At 47.6% G+C, this 21260-nt stretch carries 21 protein-coding genes; 16 read left to right on the forward strand and 5 right to left on the reverse strand.

Translation table 11 applies throughout. The annotated features are described in order from the left end of the window. The first annotated feature begins 27 nt into the window (after positions 1 to 27). The 12 genes from ACN6MW_RS24835 (at position 28) to ACN6MW_RS24890 (ending at position 11047) form a co-directional block, all read left to right on the forward strand. Positions 28 to 711: an N-acetylmannosamine-6-phosphate 2-epimerase gene (locus ACN6MW_RS24835; protein WP_419872538.1), complete on the forward strand. Its 684-nt coding sequence runs from the start codon at positions 28 to 30 to the stop codon at positions 709 to 711. Between the two features lie 64 nt (positions 712 to 775). Then, positions 776 to 1618: a sugar phosphate isomerase/epimerase family protein gene (locus tag ACN6MW_RS24840; RefSeq protein WP_419872539.1), complete on the forward strand. Its 843-nt coding sequence runs from the start codon at positions 776 to 778 to the stop codon at positions 1616 to 1618. Positions 1619 to 1658: 40 nt separating this feature from the next. Continuing rightward, positions 1659 to 2471, forward strand: a complete 813-nt coding sequence (locus tag ACN6MW_RS24845; RefSeq protein ID WP_419872540.1) for an MBL fold metallo-hydrolase — start codon at positions 1659 to 1661, stop codon at positions 2469 to 2471. Positions 2472 to 2514: 43 nt separating this feature from the next. Next, positions 2515 to 3903, forward strand: coding sequence for an ADP-ribosylglycohydrolase family protein (locus tag ACN6MW_RS24850; RefSeq protein WP_419872541.1), 1389 nt, complete (start codon positions 2515 to 2517; stop codon positions 3901 to 3903). 247 nt (positions 3904 to 4150) lie between these two features. Next, positions 4151 to 4879, forward strand: a complete 729-nt coding sequence (locus ACN6MW_RS24855; RefSeq protein WP_419872542.1) for an amino acid ABC transporter ATP-binding protein — start codon at positions 4151 to 4153, stop codon at positions 4877 to 4879. 19 nt (positions 4880 to 4898) lie between these two features. After that, a complete protein-coding gene (locus ACN6MW_RS24860; RefSeq protein ID WP_419872543.1) occupies positions 4899 to 5744 on the forward strand; it encodes an ABC transporter substrate-binding protein in 846 nt (281 codons plus the stop codon). 174 nt (positions 5745 to 5918) lie between these two features. Then, complete coding sequence (locus ACN6MW_RS24865) at positions 5919 to 6572, forward strand: amino acid ABC transporter permease (protein WP_419872544.1); 654 nt, start codon at positions 5919 to 5921, stop codon at positions 6570 to 6572. 15 nt (positions 6573 to 6587) lie between these two features. Then, positions 6588 to 7238: an amino acid ABC transporter permease gene (locus ACN6MW_RS24870; RefSeq protein WP_419872545.1), complete on the forward strand. Its 651-nt coding sequence runs from the start codon at positions 6588 to 6590 to the stop codon at positions 7236 to 7238. Positions 7239 to 7404: 166 nt separating this feature from the next. Continuing rightward, positions 7405 to 8664, forward strand: coding sequence for a sensor histidine kinase (locus tag ACN6MW_RS24875; RefSeq protein ID WP_419872546.1), 1260 nt, complete (start codon positions 7405 to 7407; stop codon positions 8662 to 8664). A gap of 6 nt (positions 8665 to 8670) precedes the next feature. Continuing rightward, positions 8671 to 9567, forward strand: coding sequence for a response regulator (locus ACN6MW_RS24880; RefSeq protein ID WP_419872547.1), 897 nt, complete (start codon positions 8671 to 8673; stop codon positions 9565 to 9567). Positions 9568 to 9921: 354 nt separating this feature from the next. Further along, entirely contained in the window at positions 9922 to 10872 is a 951-nt protein-coding gene (locus tag ACN6MW_RS24885; RefSeq protein ID WP_419872548.1) for a carbon-nitrogen hydrolase family protein, read from the forward strand. A gap of 40 nt (positions 10873 to 10912) precedes the next feature. Then, complete coding sequence (locus ACN6MW_RS24890) at positions 10913 to 11047, forward strand: hypothetical protein (protein ID WP_419872549.1); 135 nt, start codon at positions 10913 to 10915, stop codon at positions 11045 to 11047. A 59-nt stretch (positions 11048 to 11106) separates the two neighbouring features. Here the strand turns inward: ACN6MW_RS24890 and ACN6MW_RS24895 are convergent, their stop codons facing one another. The 4 genes from ACN6MW_RS24895 to ACN6MW_RS24910 all read right to left on the reverse strand — a co-directional run bounded on the left by ACN6MW_RS24895 (position 11107) and on the right by ACN6MW_RS24910 (position 14865). Then, entirely contained in the window at positions 11107 to 12543 is a 1437-nt protein-coding gene (locus ACN6MW_RS24895) for a PLP-dependent aminotransferase family protein (protein ID WP_419872550.1), read from the reverse strand. A gap of 622 nt (positions 12544 to 13165) precedes the next feature. Beyond that, complete coding sequence (locus ACN6MW_RS24900) at positions 13166 to 13543, reverse strand: PH domain-containing protein (protein WP_364141932.1); 378 nt, start codon at positions 13541 to 13543, stop codon at positions 13166 to 13168. Positions 13544 to 13739: 196 nt separating this feature from the next. Further along, positions 13740 to 13907, reverse strand: coding sequence for a hypothetical protein (locus ACN6MW_RS24905; RefSeq protein WP_419872551.1), 168 nt, complete (start codon positions 13905 to 13907; stop codon positions 13740 to 13742). Between the two features lie 79 nt (positions 13908 to 13986). Next, positions 13987 to 14865, reverse strand: a complete 879-nt coding sequence (locus ACN6MW_RS24910) for a LysR family transcriptional regulator (protein ID WP_419876438.1) — start codon at positions 14863 to 14865, stop codon at positions 13987 to 13989. 124 nt (positions 14866 to 14989) lie between these two features. Here ACN6MW_RS24910 and tkt point away from each other — a divergent pair, with 124 nt between their 5' ends. Both tkt and fsa read left to right on the forward strand, forming a co-directional pair. After that, positions 14990 to 16978 (forward strand): transketolase, encoded by a 1989-nt coding sequence (gene tkt / locus ACN6MW_RS24915; protein WP_419876439.1) that lies wholly within the window; start codon positions 14990 to 14992, stop codon positions 16976 to 16978. Between the two features lie 39 nt (positions 16979 to 17017). Further along, positions 17018 to 17683: a fructose-6-phosphate aldolase gene (gene fsa / locus ACN6MW_RS24920; RefSeq protein WP_419872552.1), complete on the forward strand. Its 666-nt coding sequence runs from the start codon at positions 17018 to 17020 to the stop codon at positions 17681 to 17683. Between the two features lie 163 nt (positions 17684 to 17846). On the opposite strand, the gene ACN6MW_RS24925 is transcribed toward fsa, so the two are convergent. Further along, positions 17847 to 18779, reverse strand: a complete 933-nt coding sequence (locus ACN6MW_RS24925; RefSeq protein WP_419872553.1) for an AraC family transcriptional regulator — start codon at positions 18777 to 18779, stop codon at positions 17847 to 17849. Between the two features lie 128 nt (positions 18780 to 18907). Between ACN6MW_RS24925 and ACN6MW_RS24930 the strand changes: the two genes are divergently transcribed. After that, positions 18908 to 19744 carry a phytanoyl-CoA dioxygenase family protein gene (locus ACN6MW_RS24930; protein WP_419872554.1) on the forward strand — a complete coding sequence of 279 codons (837 nt, stop codon included), beginning with the start codon at positions 18908 to 18910 and terminating at the stop codon, positions 19742 to 19744. Positions 19745 to 19934: 190 nt separating this feature from the next. Continuing rightward, on the forward strand, positions 19935 to 21251 hold the full coding sequence (locus ACN6MW_RS24935) for a multi antimicrobial extrusion protein MatE (protein WP_419872555.1): 1317 nt from the start codon (positions 19935 to 19937) through the stop codon (positions 21249 to 21251). The last annotated feature ends 9 nt before the right edge of the window (positions 21252 to 21260 follow it).

Consider the following 21260-nt stretch of genomic DNA (forward strand, 5'->3'; position numbering starts at 1 on the left):
CACTCTCATAACGATAAAGCAGGTGAAATGATGAAGCAGAGACTGGTCTCCGACCTGAAGGACGGTTTTATTTTGTCCTGCCAGGCACTCCCGAATGAGCCTTTGCACGGTTCGCGCATTATGGCGGCTATGGCTGCGGCGGCAGAGGAAGGAGGGGCAGCGGCGATTCGGGCAAACACGCCAGAGGATATTCGTGAAATAAAACGAAGATGCTCGCTGCCCGTCATTGGTTTATATAAAAAACAATATGAGGACTCGGATGTCTACATTACGCCGACGATTGTTGAGGTGCGGGATATTGTAGAGGCCGGCGCAGAATTCGTCGCCGTAGACTGCACGAGACTGCCAAGGCCGGGAAACCAGACATTGGATGACCTCATTCGCGAAATTCGCTGCGCTTTCCCGCAAATTCTAATCGTTGCAGACGTATCGACCTACGAAGAAGGGGTCCATGCGATTTCGCTTGGTGTGGATATCGTATCAACAACAATGTCCGGGTACACACCGCACAGTCCGCAGCAGGATGGGCCGGATTTAGAGCTTGTCGGGAAACTGTCCCGGCTAAGGAAGGTTCCGGTGCTCGCGGAAGGCAGGTTATGGAGCATTGAGCAGTGTTTAAGCAGCTTCGACATTGGAGCACATGCCGTAGTTGTCGGTACAGCCATTACGCGGCCGCAAGAAATCGTTAAGCGGTATGTACAGCGTATTTGAAAAGAAGAAACGGCCGCAAAAAATGAACGCTATTATCCTATTTTCCATGAGGAGCGTGATTATTGTGAACATTAGCTTGAGTATGTGGAGCGTGCATAAATTATGGTATGAGGGAAAATGGGATACGGCCGATTTTCTTGGCTTTGCCTCCGAAGCAGGCGTTACGGGAGTGGAACTGCTCAGCTGTTTTTGGCGGGATAAGGAAAAGGATATCCCATTGATCGATGAAGCGCTGCAAAAGCATGGCTTGAAGGTCGCCTGCTTCAGCGCATGCAATAATTTCGTCACGGCGGACGATTCGCAAAGGGAGGCGCAGCTGAAGGAGGTCACGGATGCCGTCGACGCCGCCGTCCATTTTGGAGCCAAGGTAGTCCGGGTGTTCTCGGGTGATCTTCCGAACGATTCGATATCATTTGAACAGGGCATGCAGTACGTTATTGATGGACTAAGCGCGGCTGCCCGCTATGCCGAGCAAAAGGGTGTGACGCTTTGCTTGGAAAACCACGGTTTATTCGCGGGACGCAGCGATCAGGTTATGTCCATCATTCGAGAGGTCAACTCCCATGCGCTGCGCAGTACGTTCGATACGGGCAACTTCCTGCTCGTCGGTCAAAGCTCAAGCGACGCGATCGATGAGCTAAAGGGTTTTGTCGGGCATGTACACGTAAAAGATTTCGTGCCAGTGCCGGAAGGCACGACAGGAGCGGTCATACGGGCGTTAACGGGGGAGCTGTTTCTTGGCAAAATAGCCGGGGAAGGCGCAGTCGACCTGAAGTACATTTTCGGGGAGCTAAAAAAATCAGGTTTCGACGGGTGGCTTACCGTGGAATTCGAAGGCGACGAGGAGCCGCGGCATGGATCGATGGAAGCGGTTAATCATGTTACCCGCATCGCTGCGACTCTTTAGGCAGGTCCCATAACGAAATGAATAGAAAGGAGCTGCATACTTGGACGTACATTTTCTTGGCACCGCCGCGGCGGAGGGCTTTCCTGCGTTGTTCTGCCGCTGCATACATTGCCTTAAGGCAAGGAAGCTTGGCGGCAGAAACCTGCGAACAAGGAGCTCCGTCCTCATTGACGGGGTGCTCAAGATCGATTTTCCGCCGGATACGCTTCACCATGTCCTGCGCGACGGCATCGATCTGGGCCTGGTAAAGGATTTGTTCATTACGCACACGCATCTGGATCATCTTCGCGCGGAGGATTTGGAAATGAGACTGCCGGTTTATGCGCACGGGCTTGATGCGCCTCTGCAGGTTTACGGCCATGATGCCGTTATCCGCAAGTGCCGAGATGCAGTTGGAAGACCGGATGCGGAGCGTTTGGTCCTGCGCAGAATCTTACCATTCGAAACCGTGGATACGGGAACGGCAAAGGTAACGCCGCTCCCGGCAAACCATGACCCGGACGAAACCTGCCTGCTCTTTGTAATTGAGAAGGACGGCAAGCGTATCTTTTACGGGCATGATACGGGACTTCTTCCCGACAATACCTGGACATGGCTGGAGCAGACGACTTTGGACCTGGCCATTCTGGATTGTACGAACGGCCATTTGCCGTTTACCGGAGGACATCTGAATAGCGTGGCGGTTCTTGGAATAAGGAATCGGCTAAAAAGCAAAGGAATTCTCGGCAAGGACGGAAAGGTTGCCGTTACCCATTTCTCCCATAATATCGGACTGCTGCATGACGACCTTACACAGTTTTTTGATCAAGAGCAGATCATCGTTGCGTTTGACGGCATGAAATTGCAGCTATAATACGGATTCTTAATGCAGGGTCTGAATGGAGTGATCGAAAGCTATGAAAGCCTCCGAACAGTACTACTTGTCATATAGTCATCATTTTGATATTGAGAGACAGCAGTCGATTGACGAGGGCAAAAATATCGGCGCGGCTATGGAAGCCAGCTATGCGAAGCTGGCTTCTATGCAGCCGGATGATCCTCAGCGCGAAGAAATGGCCGCTGCCTATCTGGATGAAATGGCAAGGCAGCCCTTGAGGGCTGACTTCCCGTTTGCAGAGCCTTCGACCCTGCCGGAAATTCAGAAGGAACGACTGGACGCAAACCCAACTTCCAAGCAGCCTATTCCGCAAACCGATCTGGCGGATAAGGTTTACGGCGCATGGCTGGGCCGTTCTGCAGGCTGCTTGCTGGGGCAGCCGATCGAGGGCTGGCGCAAGGATCGGATTGCGGGTTTGCTAAAGGAGACAGGAAACTTCCCCGTTCATTATTATATTTCTTCCGAGATCGACCCGGAAATCGCCAAGAAGTATGGCGTCACGAACGAAGGCGGCTCCTACGGCAATGATTCCGTAAGCTGGATTAATAATGTGAAGCATATGGTCGAAGACGATGATATGAACTATACGATCATCGGGCTCGCCGTCGTGGAAAAATACGGCTATAACTATTCGCCGGATGACGTGGCGGAGACTTGGCTTAACCTGCTGCCGCTGCTGCGTACCTGCACGGCCGAGCGGATTGCCTACCGTAACCTGGTTAACCGGATGGATCCTCCGCATTCCGCTGCCTATCGCAATGTATACAGGGAATGGATCGGAGCTCAGATCCGAGTGGACTTGTATGGCTACATCAATCCAGGAAACCCAGTGAAGGCAGCAGAAATGGCATGGAGAGATGCGTCGATTTCCCATGTGAAAAACGGTATTTTCGGGGCGATGTGGGTCGCCGCCATGCTGGCTGCAGCTGCCGTCACGGACAACCGGCAGGATGTCATACAAGCCGGGCTCGGCCAAATTCCGTCTCATTGCAGGCTTGCCGGCGATATCCGTTCGGTACTGCAATGGTACGAAGAGCTTGTCCCTTTCGATACGGTTGTAGAGCGAATCCATCATAAATATGACGAGAGCAATCCCCATCACTGGTGCCATACCATCTCCAATGCGATGATCGTGGCTGCCTCGCTGCTGTACGGCGAAGGCGAGCTGGAAGCGACGATCGGTCTGGCAGTCCTTTCGGGCTTTGATACGGATTGTAATGCTGCTACCGCTGGCTCGATCATCGGCATGCAAAAAGGCGCGCGCGCACTGCCGGAAAAGTGGGTAAAGCCGTTGAATGATAAAATCCGGTCAGGGGTAGACGGGTTTGGAATCGTGCCACTGTCCCAGCTGGCGGGAAGAACGATGAAGCTGATTAAAAATAATCCCTATATCGAATGGATGGATTAGGCTTACACTCAATGGATGCGGGTATAAAAAAACCTCCTGACAGGAGGTTTTTTTATGTCTGTCGTCCATTATTTCTTTTTTTGGGCATGTATGATCCGCCTCCACCTCGCTATTTAAAACCAATCCATAAAAAATTTAAGTAAAATGTAGGATTTTATAAGATTACGTAGTTTGTCTGTAGTATTTATGTGAGATTATCTAACTCACATCTAACAAATGTGGTGGATGAGATGGGGAGGAGGGGCCAATGATCATATTCCGACAGGTTGAAAAGCATTTCGGTGATTTCCATGTGCTCAAGGATATTAATCTCCAGATTGAGCAAGGGGAAGTTGTCGTAGTGGTGGGACCGTCCGGTTCCGGCAAAAGTACGCTGCTTCGTTGCATTAACCGTTTGGAAACCATCACAAGCGGCGATCTGGTCATAAACAGTTACACCGTCCATGACAAGAAGACGAATATTAACAAGCTAAGGCGGAATATCGGAATGGTGTTTCAGCATTTCAATTTGTATCCTCATAAGAAAGTCATCGATAACATCACATTAGCGCCTATGAAAGTGCTTGGCCTGACGAAGCAGGAAGCGGAAAAAACAGCGATGTTTTATTTAGAGAAGGTTGGGATCGCGGACAAGGCAGGCCAATATCCTTCTCAGCTATCAGGAGGACAGCAGCAGCGTGTTGCCATTGCCAGGGGACTTGCGATGAAGCCGCAAATCATGCTGTTCGATGAACCGACATCCGCCCTCGATCCTGAAATGGTTGGTGAGGTACTAGATGTCATGAAGGCGCTTGCAAATGAGGGGATGACAATGGTTGTTGTCACGCATGAAATGGGTTTTGCGCGGGAAGTAGCCGACCGGGTCGTGTTTATGGATAAGGGACAGATCATCGAGGAAGCAGTGCCCGATGAATTCTTTTCCAATCCGCGCGAGGAACGGGCACGCTTATTTTTAAATCGTGTATTAAATCATTAGGATAAAGGGGAGATTCGAAATGATGGCAAAGAAATGGTTGACCGTTACCTTAATGATGATGGTGATATCGGTATTCGTATTAGCTGGATGCGGGGGCGAGAAAGGCAACAACCGTTCAGGATCAACGGATGGGAACACCGAAGCGGGCTCCTCTTTGCTCGATACGATCAAAAGCAGAGGTAAGCTGGTTGTCGGAGTTAAATACGACACGAAGCTTTTCGGCCTTAAAAATCCAGCGAACAACGAAGTCGAAGGGTTCGATGTGGATATAGCAAAAGCGCTGGCGAAATCCATATTAGGAGACGAGACGAAGCTGGAGTTGAAGGAAGTGACTTCGAAGACCCGGATTCCGATGCTGGATAACAATGAAATCGATTTAATCATTGCAACGATGACCATTACGGAAGAGCGGAAAGAACAAGTCGATTTCTCAGAGGTATATTTTAAAGCAGGACAGTCATTGCTCGTGAAGAAGGGAAGCGCGATTCAAAGCATCGACGACATTTCAAAAGGAACAAAAGTACTGGCCGTAAAGGGCTCCACCTCCGTAGACAACATTATAGAAAAAACGCCGGATGCAACCGTGCTTGAATTTGATAACTACCAGGATGCCTTCGCCGCACTTAAAGCGGGTCAAGGCGATGTATTGACTACGGATAATGCAATCCTATATGGAATGATGGCACAAGATGCCGGATATGAAGTGGTTGGCGAGCCGTTCACCGACGAGCCGTACGGCATTGCGATCAAGAAAGGGGAGACGGCGCTGGTAGATGCCGTCAATGAAGAGCTGGCAGCGATGAAGTCGAGCGGGGAATACAAGAAGATCTATGAGCACTGGATCGGGGAGGCGCCGTCCGAGTAGCAGATTAATTAAAAAAAAGACGGGTGGCTGCGGCCGCCCTTCTTTTGAAATATAACCATTTATAGGCTTCACAAGTATGAATAAGCTAATATTTTAGTGCGAAACGAGCTGTTGCAGCCAATGGACGGCAACAGCCGTCTATGCTTGCAGGTCAGATAGCAAGGGGGATAAACCATGCCGGATTTCTCGATCTTAACCAAATATTTTGGCCTCTACATGGAAGGCTTTATGAACACGATTTATTCCAGCATTATTGCGCTGCTCGGCAGCTTCGTGCTAGGGACGGTCATTGCCGTATTTCGTATTTCGTCCATTAAGCCATTGCGATGGGGGGGTACCATCTATGTTGAATTTATCCGCAACATACCGCTCCTGCTCGTTGTTTATATTTTTTTCTGGGGTCTGCCCGCGCTCGGCATCACGCTCAGCGGATTTGTCTGCGGAACAATCGGGCTAACGGTATACACCGCAGCCTTTATAGCGGAAGCCATCCGGGCAGGAATCCTGTCCGTGCCAAAGGGGCAGACGGAAGCGGCACAGTCTTCCGGTTTAACGTATGTGCAAACGATGAGACATGTCGTTCTTCCGCAAGCGATCAAAATTGTCATTCCTCCGCTTAGCAACCAGTTTATCAACTTAGTTAAAAATTCATCGGTGCTCAGCGTAATTGCTGGATTGGATCTCATGTATTTCGGTGACCGGATCGCCAGCAAAACCTATGCCACCTTTGATACCTATATTTTTGTAGCCGTATTTTATTTGGTGCTGACTCTTCCATTAAGCTACGCAGCGAATCACTTGGAACGCAGACTAGCTAAACATGGTTAGATAGGAGGAGAACCGATGGATTTCGCCAATGCTTTTTCAATCGAAAATTTGAGATTTATTTTAGAAGGCTTTTACATGACGCTCAAAGTAGCGTTTCTCTCTATTATTTTGAGCTTTGTACTAGGCTCTATCGTCGGAACCATTCGTTATATGAAAGTGCCCGTTTTATCGCCGGTTCTTGGCGTTCTCGTAGAATTAGTACGCAATTTGCCGCTGCTTCTGATTATTTTTTTCGCGCGCTTCGCGCTGCCGGATATCGGCATTCAGCTCGGTCCGGTGTACGCCGCGATTGTGGCTTTGACATTATTCGAAGGCGCTATGATTTCCGAGATCGTTCGCAGCGGCTTGAATTCCATCGATAAGGGACAGATTGAAGCGGCGCGCTCTTCAGGGCTTGGCTACCTGCGCACGCTCTGGCATATCGTTCTGCCGCAGGGGCTTCGCCGCATGGTGCCGCCGCTTGTAAGTCAATTTATTTCATTATTGAAAGACACGTCTTTGGCCGTTGTCATTTCACTGCCGGAGCTTATGAATCAATCGAAAATTGTCATCGGGCAAAGTAATAGCTATGTCATTCCGGTTCTCCTATTTGCCGCTGTTCTGTATTTTGCGGTTAACTATGCCTTATCCTTAATTGCAAAAAGGCTTGAGGCCAAAATTATTTAACGGATGGCATCGTCACAGAAAGAGGATTGCCGAAGCAGATAGAGGAATCGAGGGGCTGACTTCAAGAGAAGTCAGCCTTTTTGCGTATATGAAAATAATATTCCGTTGTTTACAATGATGGATACAGGGAGGGGATTACTTGCAAAGATATAGGAATAACGTCGGAATGCAAATGTTACTGGTGGCTGTGGTGACGGCGATCGCAGGCGAATTCAAGATAACACCCTTTAGCGGAGAAGTATTTCGCATTGGTCTCGGAAGCAGCGCTTTTCTGCTGTGTCTGTTGTTAATGCGGCAGCTGCCCTGCGTGTATACAGGAGTGGTTACGGGAATTACGGTTCTTGTTTTCCGATCAGCCATAGACGGATTCGTTTCTTACGATACGTTCATTCTCTATGTAAGTCTGAAAACCCATTTGTCAGCGGCGCTTTATTACATCGTTTTCGCAATCGGCATGAAGCGGATTCAAGGTATTTTATCAGAAGGCCATCCGCTCCTTTTAGCCTGTTTGATATCGCTAATCGATTTTGTATCTAATGAAATAGAGCTGTTGACCCGCAGTATTCTATTTGATTTGGCATATCTATATAAGGGACAGTTGATGTTGATCCTTGCAACCTCTGTAGTACGAAGCATTTTTGTGGTAGGAATGTACAGCAGTATGATCATCAGTCAAATGCGGATCGTCCATAACGAACAGCAAAAACGGCTGGAGCAAATGCTTAATGTCGGATCAGGCTTGTACGGAGAATTTTTTTATTTGAAAAAATCAATGGATACGATGGAGCAGATCACAGCCCAAAGCTATGAATTGTACGGGAAGCTGAGCGTCGCCGGAGAAAAGGACATTTGCCGTTCCATGCTGAACATTACGCAGCAGATCCATGAGGTGAAGAAGGACTCCCAGCGGATTCTATCTGGTTTGCTTAAGCTGTTTAACCGGGAAACGGCTTCCGACATGACCATTGCGGAAATCGTTATTTTTGTCATCCAGTCGAATTCCGGCTATAGTAAGATGTTAAAGAAGGAGGTTCATTACGAAAAAAGGATAGACACCAACTATGCTACGGCCCACTATATTCCGCTGTTAACCGTGCTTAATAATTTGGTTTCAAATGCAGTGGAGGCCATCGAGTCCAAGGGAACGGTCCGGATCAGGGTTTATGAAAAGGAGGATGAAACCGTATTGGTCGTTTCCGACACGGGAACGGGAATTGCAGAGCAGAATAAGGAGGTTATTTTTGAACCGGGATTTACGACTAAATTTAATGATGAAGGATGTGCAGCTACCGGAATCGGTTTGTCGCATGTTCGCGATATCGTTCATTCATCAGGCGGAAAGCTGAGACTGCAAACCTCCAGCCCGTCCGAAGAAACAACCTTTGTTGTGGCTCTTTCGACCCATACACTGAAATTAGGGGTGTGATGACCGATGATTTCATTTGGTATTGTGGATGATGATGCGGCCTGCATACGAATGCTGCAAAACATCATTGAGAAAAGCTGGCTGGGCGAGGTCGTCGTTACGGCGGAAAATGGAAGCGATGGGGAACAAGCCGTACTTGGTGCGAATCCCGATGTCCTGCTGATTGACCTATTGATGCCGGATCAAGACGGGATTGAGACCATAAACCATCTAAAGCAACGGGGCTATTGCGGTAAATATGTCATGATCTCGCAAATCGAAAATAAAGAAATGATTGGCAAGGCATACCAGGCTGGAATCGAATTTTATATTCATAAACCGATTAACAGGGTAGAAGTCCAAGCGGTTTTGTCCAAAGTGAACGAGTATTGGAAAATGGGGCACTATTTGAATGAAATCAAGGATTCGATGGCAAAGCTCAGCAATCTGGATACGAACTTTGGGAATAGCCAGAGAAAACAGACGGTTCGGGAAATCATTCAGCCTATTTTCAGGGATATGGGAATCGTCGGTGAAATCGGAAGCAAAGACATGATTGAAATCATAGAACATCTAATTCATCATTGCCAAGTAGAGTCGCTTCCTCCGCTAAAAGAATTGTATGAGATTGCCGCCCGTACCCATCACGATCCCGTGAGAGAGGTTAAGGCCGTGGAGCAGCGGATTCGCCGTGCGGTAATGTGCGCTGTTTCAAATCTCGCGAACATTGGCTTGGCGGACTACGGTAATCCTAAATTCGAACATTATGCGCCGCTGTATTTTGATTTTCAAGATATCCGTTTAAAAATGAAAGAGATCGATGAGAAGCTGCAGCCGGGAAAAGGAAAGGTCAATATCAAAAAGTTTCTGCAGGTGCTTTACTTAGAAGTGCTTGATTATCGAAGAAGTCCGTCGAATAAATAAACAGAATTAAAGTAGATTTGGAAGGCGCTGCCGACATATTAATGAAAATGTTACAAAGAAATGAACCGGCCCTCTTAACAGAGGCCGGTTCATTTCTTTGTTGTACTATATTTACGGAGCATGAATGAATCCTTTTTTTTTCTAAACCATGCGAATAGGCAAATGCCGTTGAGAAATAAAGACCAAGTGGATGGGTTATTCTTGCGGGAATTGGACGGTTACAATTCCGATCATCGGATTTATTCTAGTAACATCATCATAATTCGAAAAGCTTCAGGTGCCATGAAGTTGAAATGGTTAGTATTGATGAACGACAAAACGGGAAACATTAATTAGGAATGGATGGAGATCATCATGGGGAAAGAGAAATTTCGGGTTGCTGTGGTGCAAGCTGCTCCAATTCTTTTTGACAAGGAATCCGCTTTCCAAAAAATAGAAAAATATTCCCTTGAAGCGAGGCAGCAAGGAGCAAAGCTGCTCGTATTCCCGGAAGTGTTCCTTTCCGGTTACCCAAGAGGGCTGACGCTCGGTACCCGCGTCGGAAGCAGGACGAGCGGCGGGCGTGAAGATTGGAGCAGGTATTGGGAAAGTTCGATCGACATTCCTGGCGAGGATACTGATCGACTAGGCGAAATCGCCAATGAAAATGATTTGTATCTCGTTGTTGGGGTAGTAGAGCGAGATCAGGAATTCAGCGGATCGACATTATATAATTCAATTGTTTATATTGGTCCGGATGGAGAAGTGCTTGGTAAGCATCGCAAGCTGATGCCTACAGGCGCCGAACGGTTACTTTGGGGACAAGGTGACGGAAGTTCGCTTACCGTTATCGATACTCCGTTTGGACGCATAGGCGGACTTATCTGCTGGGAAAACTATATGCCGCTGGCCAGAACGGCAATGTACGCAAAAGGAATCGATATTCTCATTACACCTACAGCGGATGCTCGCGCTACCTGGCAAGCAACGCTTCAGCATATTGCATGCGAAGGCCGATGCTTTGTTTTGTCCAGCAACCAGTTCGTGACGAAATCGACCTATCCGACCGATCTTGCGGGCTACCTTGATATCGAGCAGGATCCTGATGTATTGTGCAGGGGAGGCAGCGCCATCGTCGGACCATTAGGAGAGTATCTCGAACAGCCGCTATATGACCAAGAAGGGATTATATATGCGGATCTGGATATGTCTCTGGTTGCACAAAGCCGATTTGACTTTGATGTGGTTGGACACTATAACAGACCAGATATTTTCCAACTGGTTGTTAACGAAACGAAAAAGGATATCGTCGTTTTTAAGAACTGACTTTGGGAGAGCATTCGATAACAGAAGGGGGAGAAGCGGTATGCAAGTACCGGTAAGCGTTTGGGTTTTTTCGGCAATCATCGTTGTTATTTTATCGTGCATTACGTTTTGGATTACGAATAAAGCGTATTCGAAAAGATGGGAAGACCATGACGACCGGATTGATGGTCAATAAAGAAATACAGCCTATCTCTAATAAAGAGAAGGGCTGTTTTTTTGTATAAGGAAAATTCATTAACTGCTGAACACTTCTAGCGCTTCGGAAAATGCGCGGATTCCGATTGGAATCTCATCAAGCCTAGGTTTGGCAAAGCTAAAACGTACATAACCCGGCTCTGAGCCGTAAACGCTTCCCGGTACGAATACGACTCCTCTTTTAACCGACTCCTCCAATAATTTGGAATCATCGATGCGCTGGTTTATTTTGCACCATAGATTTAATCCTCCCTGCGGAGGCGTAAAGGTTACTTTATCTTGGAGCGTATGCTTTAACGAATGAACCATTAATTTTTGTTTTTCATATAAAGCTTGCTGCAAATGAATAATATGCCGATCAAAATGCTCGGATGTTAACAGTTGTTCCGCGACCCATTGGGATACGATGCTTAGTCCAAAGTCCATTTGCTGCCTTGCGTCAGTTAAACGGCCAATGACCGTTTGGGGGGCAATCAACCAACCAATCCTAAGCCCAGAAGCAGCCACTTTAGAAAGCGATCCGATGTAAAGGACAATTCCGTCCGTATCCATCGACTTAAGCGATGACGGTACAGCACCGCTAAAGGAAGTTAAACTGAACGGGTCGTCTTCAACGATAGGAACTCGCAATTCGGTGGCAACCTGAAGCAAACGCCTGCGTTTATCTTCGCTAAGAATGGTCCCGGTAGGATTCTGGTAATTTGGATTTGCGAATATCATGCGAATTCTATGCTGCCGATAAAGACGAATAATATCATCGGGATCGATGCCGTCATGGTGGACTGGCAATCGGAAAATACGCAAACCCGCTGATTGGAACATAGGCAAGGAATAGCAATAAGAAGGATCTTCGATCGCGACGGCATCCCCGGGCGCTAACAGGCATTGGGTAATTAAATATAATGACTGCTGCGATCCGGACGTAATCAGAATGGAGGATTCCATGGTGTTGATGCCGTTGTACTCCTGTAAGGAACGAACAAGCGATTGCCTTAACAGATCGTAGCCTTGGGGATCATCGTAACCAAGATGCTCTTGAAATCGCTGTTTTTGCAATAAATCGGATACCACTTCGTTCGGAAACAGATCAGAAGATAATTCGCCGCTGGCCATATTAATCACCGATTTATCGCTTTGCGTGACCTCTCTGATACGCCTCATAAGCGGAAGATTCGGCAGGAATGTCCCGCCTTCCGTATATTGGCGCCAGTTGGGGGTTTGCATCGGTGAAATGCCCCACTTTGTCCGGCTTACGTAAGTGCCGCTGCCCACCGTACTCTCTACCATACCGGAAGCGCGTAATTCTTCATAGGCTTGAATGACCGTGCTGCGATTCACGCCTAGCTGCTCCGCTAGTTTTCTTTCGGATGGCAGGATGCTGCCGGGCGGTAACTCGGCGTTTGAAATTCTACGTTCAATATGTTCAACGATTTGCTGATATAAAGGTTTATTATTCGAGCGATCGGGTTTCCACATGAGCTTTCAACGCCTTTTATCAGAATAGGTATGGAGAAGGTTTGATTCAAAATGATGTCATTGTTTCTTGATTCGGCATTTTCACCTATTGGTATTGTAGTCATATCCTTCATAAACTTAACGTACCTTATCCGAAAATTAATGTAAAGATTAAATGGGTGTTACTTAGAAATCAGCTTTTTGTTATGCAAGCTATATGAACGAAGAAAGGGTGAAAACCAGTAGGGAAGCGCGAAGGCAGAAACAAAAAAATACAGGAGTTAGAAGCGAGCCTAGGATTCGATCTCTCAAAACGATAATAGGGAACAGCATTTAAATTAGATGGAAAATCTCCCGCTAATATTTCATTTTATTGATATTTACGGAGTTTAACTGGAAAAACTCATGTTAATCTCGATCGATAGGCCATTTTTTCTGAAGAAGTCTTGTTTTAACGGGAGAAATTCCATCTAAGTATGGAGCGGAGAGCAGCATGCAATTTTTAACGTGAGAAATTCCTTGTAAATGAGAAGGAGATACGGATAGAATCAGCAGAAAATCATTTGGTGCCCCTATAACGGGTTAAAATAAAAAAGAATAGCCATTCCGCTAAGGAATGGCTATTCCAATCGTAATCCTCCGCTTACCTCATCACATAATCCGCTAACACGCTTTGAAGCTCATAAATATTAAGGCTTTTGTTGAATTTTTTCTCGACAGGTGCTGCCGTCCCGGAAATCCAAATTTTCAGCTCCGCATCCATATCGAACGTTCCAGCGGTCTCGATGCTGAAATGCGTGATGCTCTTGTAGGGATAGGAGTGGATTTCCACTTTTTTTCCCGTAATCCCTTGCTTGTCAACGAGGATAAGCCGTTTATCCGTAAATATAAACAAATCCCTAATCAATTTGTATGCTTTCTCGAACCTTTCCGTGCTGCCCAGCAGATGCTTGAATTCTTTGTTTACATCATCCATCTTCAGCTCGGAAGCATTGCCCATCAATCCGTCAAGAAACCCCATTGCTATTCCCCCATCGACATTTAGTAGTCCACCAATGTAATTCTATGAATAGGCCAAGATTCCTTTATCGAAACCGGGATCCTTTTTTTCGTGCTTATCTAATCAAGAAGTCAATTTTATCGTAAAAAAGATCAAAATACCGTCACATCGGACATCCTCGTTTTCTTTATAATGAGGACAACTTCAAAATATACTCTTAGGAATTCGAGGTGCTTGTAATGGAAACCACAACACGGGCGGCTGCAAACCAAAGCTTAGCTAAGCCAAAAAAAGTGCGCTCGCTGGAAAGCGGGGAGACGTTTGCGGGCTGGCTGTTCGTCGGACCGATGCTCATTGGCGTATTTATTACCGGGTTCGTTTTCAACTTGAAGTTCCCAATCGCGGACCTCTTAAACAGAGCCGTGATTGGGAACTTTTTTATTATCCCTGGCTGCCGTGCAAATCTATCGAACCAGCTCAATGAATCTGCTGGCCGCGCTGGAAAGCGGCATGTTACGCATAATCATGATTCCTACATGCGTAGGCGGCAGCTGCACATCTAATTGAATTTCGAAGAGAGAGCCCTCTTCCAGCTCATTCGATACGAATTCTCTGGTTACGTATGAAATTCCGAGCCCTTTCCGCGCAAATTCGATAAGAAGCTCCACGCTTCCGACCTCGATTTCAGGCTTGAGCGTATATCCGTAGTTTTGAAATAATTCCGTTATGGCCATGCGCGCCCGGCTGTTGCGAGAGAAGAGGATCACGGGATGCTGAAGCAGCATATCGAGCGTTAAAACCACATCCTTCAGCTCGGCATAACGGGCCCCCGCTACGAAGCAATCTTGCAGCTTGATGCTCTCCGTCACTTCAAGCTGCGAATCGACGATCGGCATACGAACGACGCCCAAATCAATTCTTCCCTCCTTCAAGAAAGTAATGATTTCCGGAGTCGTTCCGTGATTCAAGTGAAGCTTGATGCCGGGATGATGACGATGGAAATCTTCCAAATACGGAAGCAAATAATGCTTGAACAGCGAATCGCTTCCGCCAATACGCAGCTCGCCGCTGTCCAGATTTTTGAGCGCCGCCATTTTCTCTTCGGCCAGCGAGATAAGGATATGGGACTGCTCAATATAGGAATACAGCATGGTGCCCTCTTGCGTAAGCGTAACGCCCTTTGAGGTCCTGAAAAATAACGAAATGCCGAAGCTGTCTTCCAGCTGTTTGATGGCATGGCTGACGCTCGGTTGGGTGAGGTACAAAGCTTTGGCAGCCTTCGTCAAACTTCCCGTTTTCGCAGCCCAATAAAAAACCTTGTACAATTCATAATTATTGTTCATAGACATGGTCTATAGCTCCTGTGAAATATATTAATTACTTGTATGGTTCCTAATCGTATTATAGTGGAATTAAGAAATAGAAACCAGAGCTTGCGGAGAGAGGAAGAAGGAGAATATTATGCCTATAACAAAAACAATTGATCAATTAGCTATCGATACGATCCGAACCTTGTCCATCGATGCCATTAACAGCGCCAATTCCGGACATCCAGGATTGCCGATGGGAGCAGCGCCGATGGCGTACGCCCTTTGGTCCCAACATTTAAATCACAATCCCGGCCATGCCAAATGGTTTAACCGCGACCGCTTCGTTCTATCTGCGGGCCACGGTTCGGCTTTGCTGTACAGCCTCTTGCATTTGTCCGGATACCAGGTATCGCTCGAAGATTTAAAACAATTTCGCAAGCTGAACAGCAAAACGCCGGGACATCCCGAATTTGGGCATACGGATGGCGTTGATGCGACAACCGGTCCTCTTGGACAAGGCGTTGCGATGGCTGTCGGAATGGCAATGGCCGAAGCTCATCTCGCTTCGAAATTCAATCAAAACGGTTTCCCGGTTATCGATCATCACACGTATGCGCTTGTCGGAGACGGTTGTCTTATGGAAGGAATTTCTTACGAGGCAATGTCCATGGCAGGACATATGAAGCTTGGAAAATTAATCGTATTGTATGATTCAAACGACATTTCATTGGACGGTGCGCTTAATCTTTCTTTCGGCGAAAATATTCAAAAAAGAACAGAATCAGCGAATTGGGAATATATACGGGTTGAGGACGGAAATGATGTTGCAAGCATTTCCGCAGCGATCGCGGCCGCGAAGAAAAATGATTCGCAGCCGACGCTTATCGAAATTCGGACGATTATCGGTTATGGCAGTAAGGTGGCGGGAACGAACAAAGCGCACGGCAACCCGCTCGGCAAAGAAGAAGCAAAGGCAACCAAGGAAGTTTACGGCTGGGCGTATGAGAATGAGTTCGCCGTTCCGGAAGAAATCAGAACGCATTTCGAGCAGCTCAAACAACAGGGTGCGGCCAAGGAAGATGAATGGAACCAATTGTTTGCTTCCTATAAGTCACAGTATCCTTCGCAAGGCAAAGAGCTTGAGCAGGCTATTGGGGGTACCGTATTGCTGGATGCCGCGGACATTCTGACGTTTGACGCATCCAAAAGCATTTCGACCCGCGTAGCGAGCGGCCAAGCTATCAATCATTACGTGAAAACCGTGCCTTCGATATTTGGCGGCAGCGCGGACTTGTCACATTCGACGATGACGGACATCTCGGGAGAGCAAACATTCGCCGTAGACTCCTATTCGGGCCGCAATATCTATTTTGGCGTCCGTGAACACGCGATGGGCGCTGCCGGGAACGGCATGGTGCTGCATGGCGGCGTAAAACCATTCGTGAGCACCTTCTTCGTATTCAGCGATTATTTGCGCCCGGCGATTCGTTTGGCCGCGCTGCAGAAGCTGCCTTTGATTTACGTATTCACCCATGATTCGATCGCTGTCGGCGAAGACGGACCTACGCATGAACCGGTAGAGCATCTGGCTGCGCTGCGAACGATTCCAGGACTTACGGTGATTAGGCCGACGGATGCCAACGAAACGGCAAGCGCATGGGCATATGCATTGCAGCAAAATGAAGGTCCGGTAGCTATGGTGCTGAGCAGACAGAATCTTCCGGTATTTGAATCGACCAAGGCCAATGCGGAAGACGTAGCCAAAGGAGCGTACATCCTCACGGAAACCAACAATCAGCCGGATATTATCCTGATCGGCACAGGCTCCGAGGTATCTCTTGCGGTAAGCGCGAAGGCTGAGCTGGAGCGGGATAACATCTCTGTACGCGTGGTTGCCATGCCGAGCAGAGAATTGTTCGACCGTCAACCGGATGCTTACAAAGAGAGCGTTCTTCCTGCTTCCGTAACGAAGCGTATAGCGATGGAAGCCGGAATTTCGTTAGGCTGGGACCGTTATGCGGGATACGGCGGTAAAGTATTGTCGATTGATACATTCGGCGCTTCAGGCCCAGGTAACGAAGTCTTGGAATACTTTGGATTCTCCACGGAGAATGTCGTTCGCTTGGCGAAAGAATTACTGGTATAAATATAAATGAAACATATAAAAAATTGGAGGTAGTTAACCATGAAATTTTTTATCGATACTGCGAATGTAGAAGACATCAAAAAAGCTTATAAAATCGGAGTCTTGTCCGGCGTAACAACGAATCCGTCATTGGTTGCCAAAGAAGGCGTGAAATTCGAAGACCGCATTGCCGAGATTTTGCGGGAAGTGCCCGAGGTTGAATCTGTTTCTGCAGAAGTAACGCCTGATGCGATTACGGCAGAAGAAATGATCGAGCAGGCGAACGAGCTGATCAAAATCAACAATAGCGACAAAAACATCACTATCAAGCTGCCGATGACGCTTGCAGGTTTGGAAGCTTGCCGTTACTTGACCAAAAAAGGCGTGAAAACTAACGTGACGTTGATTTTCACGGTGAACCAAGCGCTCTTGGCCGCTCGTGCCGGCGCTACCTATGTTTCTCCTTTCCTTGGCCGTTTGGACGACATTTCGGAAGACGGCGTGTTGTTGGTCTCGAAAATCGCTGAATTGTTCCGCACGCATAACCTGGACGCGCAAATTATCGCCGCATCCGTCCGTCACCCGGACCACGTGACACGCGTTGCTATGGCTGGCGCGCATATTGCAACGATTCCGTTTACGGTTATCGAACAAATCTCCAAGCACCCTCTGACCGATCAAGGGATGGAGAAATTTGCTGCCGATTGGAAAAAAACTACGCTTTAATTTTGAGCGGGATATGAGCTTTGCAGCTTCATAAGCGAGTCAAAAGCAAATATCATCAGAAACGCATTCCAATGGAATGCGTTTTTCTTTTGGCGAGAGGAAGGATTGCCATTGCGGACGGGGTGTTCCAGCTCCGGCATTTGCCGCGGAACCAGCTGTGTTTCTATTTTGGTGAATCATTGTGGGAATTGCGCCACTGGGTAGGCGTTACGCCTACAAAGCGCTTAAACACGGTCGCAAAATGCTGGCTTGATTGATAGCCTAAACGATGTGAAATATCCGTTACCGAATCTTGGAATTCCACAAGCTGACGACAAGCTGCTTTCACGCGAAGCCGCTCGACGTAAGTAATGGGTGGCTCCCCGGAAAATTCCTGAAAGGTCCGATAGAAATGGGAAGTGCTGACGCCGGCGATTGCGGCAAGTTCTTCTACGGATGGACGCCACTCCGGTTCATTGCCCATTCTAACAACAAGCCCGTTAAATTGGTGCAGCAGATCTGGTGCGATTGCATAGGTGCCAGCGCTCGGCTGAATTAAGGCAAGCAGAATATCAAGAAGGGCGCTGCGCACAGCGGTACTTTGGTGAGGCCCTTCAATAATTAGCGCTTTTTTTAATTTTTTGAATGACTCAACGGGAGGCAGTCCAATTTGCATAACACGAGGCAATCGTGAAAGCGCTTTGTCCATATATATGCTTTCTTCCGGAGCCAATCGAAGCCAGCCCTCCTGGTGAGGAGCGCTAATGATCAACCACCAAAATTTGCAGGGCTCTATCACGTTGAAGCCACCACGGTGTTTCTCACCGGGACGTGAATGGAACAAATCGCCTGCCTGCGTCTCATAAAGTCCGCCTTCTAGCTCCCAGCGCGCTTTTCCCCGCTCAATCAGGACGAATTCATAGCATCCTGGATGTTCATGCTCGTTAAGCGGTAACGCTTTACGCAATTCATCGCTTCCAAGCATGACAAATTCCGGTACGAGACGGATGCTGGGATCCATTGCTGTATTGTATGTCCAGCGGGCGCTTCGCTTTAATGAGTTTTGCTCTTTTTCCAATGAAGCTTGTCTATCCGATTCTGCATGAGGTTTCGCCATGAGGAGTTATCTCCCTTATGTTTCTATATGTGTTCTATGTTTCTTATCCTACTTCGTAATAACATGAACGTCAAAGGGTACCTGTGGAGGGTAAGATGATATCAACCACGAATAAGGAGGCATTATCAATGACATTGCAAGCCGAACGTTCTTACCAAATTACGCAGAAGGATAAGGAATTATTTAACAGGGACGGGTATTGGATTAGCCCAAAACTAATTGACGACGAGCAAATTGAGCGGCTGCGCGATGCGCATAATCGGATTTGGTCAGGAGAATATGACGGCGACGGACTGCCGATGAACCATTTTCGGCTAAGTGACAATCCGGACGCGCTGCGTAAGCTGGACAATGGCTGGTGGATCAATGATGAAGTACGAAAAATCGTAACGGATCCGTTGGTCGGCGAACTGTCGGCAGATTTGCTGGAGACAAATGAAATCCGGTTATGGCATGACCAGATCATATACAAACCTGGTATTGGCGATAAGATTTCCGGTGACGGCAATGTAGGATGGCATCAGGACTACGGCTATTGGCAGTGCTCGGATACGCACGATATGATTACGGTCTGGATCGCTCTTCAGGACACGGACTTGTCGAACGGCGGTATGATGACGATCCTTGGATCCCACAAGTGGGGACTGATTCCAGACAGCGACTCGTTCTTCAATCAAAACCTGGAGGAGCTGAAGCTGAAGCATTCGGGAGACCGTGATTGGGTGGAAGAGCCTTGTATCCTAAAGGCAGGTCAAGCAAGCTTTCATCACGGACTTACTTTCCATGGCTCGGGACCAAACCGTACGAATGATCCCAGGCTGTCCGTCGTAGCGCATGTCATGAAAGGTGGCACCGGCTATCGAGCAGGGATACAACGGCATGACAACATCCGTTTGCTAGGCCCGCGTCCTATTCATGGCCAAGCTTTCGCAAACGACTACTTTCCAATTTTGTTCAAAAGATAGCAACGAGGCTGCCGGAAGTTTTTCGGCAGCCATTTTTATGTCTTGGAACCGTGTCGCTCCTTTACCGTCGAACAGAAGAATAAACGAATCGATAAAGAAGTGTAGGAATTAATGATGAACTGGAGCTATAATTGAACTAGAAGTCAACACAGATGATTACTCTACCGTCAGACTTGAAGGAGCTTAAGCAATGAACCTGCCATTATCGCAATCAAAGCAACAAACCGTAAGCTTGAAGAAATTATGGTCTTTTTTTCTGCCGCTGGGTATTTCGGCAAGTTTAGTCACGATTTCACATGTTATCATTAACAGTACGTTAAGCAAGGCCGCTGACCCTGAACGCATTATAGCCAGCTATGCGGTTGCGATGAGTCTGCTTGCTATTACTGAACGTCCGGCCGTGCTGCTGAGGCAAACCAGTTCCGCGCTCGTCCGGGACAAACGATCATTTATTTCAACGCTCACGGTTGCGCAGCTTGTGTTTGCCAGCATTATGGCGTTAGGTATGATCATCAGCTATACTCCGCTTGGTACTCTTATTTTTAGAGGCGTGTTCGGAGTCGGCGAAGACAACGTCCAGGATGTTATTCATGTATATAAAGTACTGATGTTCGTAAGCTTGTTTTCCGGTATTCGCTGCTTTTACCAAGGCGTTATTATATATAATTTAAGGACGAAATGGTTAACGATCGGTATGGCGATTCGGCTGGCAGGCATGTATGCGCTCTCTCTTTATTTTATTCATACAGGGGTTACCAGCGGGACCGTAGGTGCGTTTATTTTCCTATTCGGAATGATCATCGAGGCTGCGGTCAGCTTCTTGGAAGGACGTACACTGGTCCGAAAGATGCCGGAAAAGCTGGAGAACCATACAATAGAAAAGAAACGGCATGTTTTTTCCTTTTACAAGCCATTGCTGTTTTCTTCGTTTATTTCGGTATGGATCGGACCCGCCATCAATGCGATGCTGGGGAAGACCTGGGATGCCCAGCTGGCTATTTCTTCTTTCGCTATCGCGGCTAGTCTTGTCATGCTGATTAGCAGCTTTTTTAGTTATTTTCACCAGATTGTCATTAATTTCTATCGGATCGATCCGGTTGCAGTCCGGAAATTCGTTCTGATGCTTGGCTTCGTGCCCGCTCTATTGATGGGGTTGATCGCTTACACGCCTGTAGGTGTTTTTTTGCTGGAGCATGTCATTGGCGTGCATGGACGGCTGCAAGCGGAGAGCATACGGGTGCTGCAGGGCTTTGTGCTGTTTGCTCTCGTTATGCCTTGGCTTGATGTCTTGAACGGACTTGTGCTCGTGCGCGGGCAAACGAAGCTCATTATCGGTTCCCAAATTGCCAATTTGAGTTTCACCTTTACCACGCTGCTCGTTTGCATCGCGTTATCGCCGGAATGGAACGGAACGATAGGGGCTTTGGCCCAATCGATCGGCATGGCAGCGGAGCTTATATTTGTTGCGCTGGCGCTGCGGTTTATTAAACCATTGGCTCCCGCTTAACGTTTGTTT

The organism is Pristimantibacillus sp. PTI5 (assembly GCF_048572955.1).
Taxonomy (GTDB): Bacteria; Bacillota; Bacilli; order Paenibacillales; family Paenibacillaceae; genus Pristimantibacillus.